The 1,321-nt window shown below is 55.9% G+C and carries 2 protein-coding genes; both read left to right on the top strand.

Annotated features, from left to right (window positions below; genetic code table 11):
- Window positions 1-41 precede the first annotated feature (41 nt).
- Entirely contained in the window at window positions 42-449 is a 408-nt protein-coding gene (locus tag H8F21_RS29155) for a F0F1 ATP synthase subunit I (protein WP_003177069.1), read from the top strand.
- A 16-nt stretch (window positions 450-465) separates the two neighbouring features.
- On the top strand, window positions 466-1,321 hold an 856-nt coding region (gene atpB, locus H8F21_RS29150; RefSeq protein ID WP_203585830.1), incomplete at its 3' end, for a F0F1 ATP synthase subunit A.

Below are 1,321 nucleotides of genomic sequence, written 5' to 3'. Positions count from 1 at the left end.
GTTATTGATTTCCGGCAGCCGACCATTGAGGAGCAAGAGTGATGGAAACCCGCACGCCAAACACGTTGCCGTTCCATCGCTTGGCCGTTTTTCCGGTTTTATTGGCTCAATTTGTCATCTTGCTGATCGCCGCGTTGGCGCTTTGGTACGGGCATGGAGTCGTAGCCGGATATTCAGGACTCTGCGGAGGCCTGATAGCCTTGCTGCCCAATATGTATTTTGCTCATAGGGCCTTTCGGTTTTCCGGCGCCCGAGCAGCCCAGGCTATCGTCCGGTCATTTTATGCCGGCGAAGCAGGGAAACTGATTTTGACGGCAGTGCTGTTTGCACTGACCTTTGCAGGTGTGAAGCCATTGGCGCCGCTGGCTGTATTCGGCGTCTTCGTGTTGACCCAACTGGTCAGCTGGTTCGCTCCCCTGCTAATGAAAACAAGACTTTCGAAACCTTAGGGCGTTTGAGGCAACCATGGCAGAAACAACCGCTTCGGGCTATATCCAGCACCACTTGCAGAACCTGACCTTCGGTCAGCTTCCTAATGGCGGCTGGGGCTTTGCCCACTCCGCAGCAGAGGCCAAAGAAATGGGCTTCTGGGCTTTCCACCTGGACACTCTGGGTTGGTCGGTCGCATTGGGTCTGATCTTCGTTCTGATTTTCCGCATGGCGGCAAAGAAGGCGACTTCCGGTCAGCCAGGTGCTTTGCAGAACTTCGTTGAAGTATTGGTCGAATTCGTCGATGGCAGCGTGAAAGACAGCTTCCATGGCCGTAGCCCGGTGATTGCACCGTTGGCACTGACCATCTTCGTCTGGGTGTTCCTGATGAACGCCGTCGACCTGATCCCGGTTGACTGGATTCCTCAGCTCGCCATGGCGATCAGCGGCGATCCGCACATTCCATTCCGTGCCGTATCGACCACTGACCCTAACGCTACCCTGGGCATGGCCCTGTCGGTATTCGCGATGATCATTTTCTACAGCATCAAGATCAAGGGCATCGGCGGCTTCATCGGCGAACTGACCCTGCACCCGTACGGCAGCAAGAACATCTTCGTTCAAGCCCTGCTGATCCCGGTGAACTTCCTGCTGGAATTCGTCACCCTGATCGCCAAGCCGATTTCCCTGGCTCTGCGACTGTTCGGCAACATGTATGCCGGCGAGTTGGTGTTCATTCTGATCGCTGTGATGTTCGGCAGCGGCCTGCTCTGGCTTAGCGGCCTGGGCATTGTTCTGCAGTGGGCGTGGGCTGTGTTCCACATCCTGATCATCACCCTGCAGGCCTTTATCTTCATGATGCTGACCATCGTCTACCTGTCGATGGCGCACG

It is taken from the genome of Pseudomonas arcuscaelestis (assembly GCF_016881005.1).
Classification (GTDB): domain Bacteria; phylum Pseudomonadota; class Gammaproteobacteria; order Pseudomonadales; family Pseudomonadaceae; genus Aquipseudomonas; species Aquipseudomonas arcuscaelestis.
The sequence above is the reverse complement of the archived record's forward strand: the minus strand, read 5'-3'. Positions and strand labels throughout refer to the sequence as shown.

Coding starts and splice junctions, on each gene's coding strand:
- H8F21_RS29155 (WP_003177069.1), top strand. CDS start 42: ATGGAAACCCGCACGCCAAACACGTTGCCGTTCCATCGCTTGGCCGTT.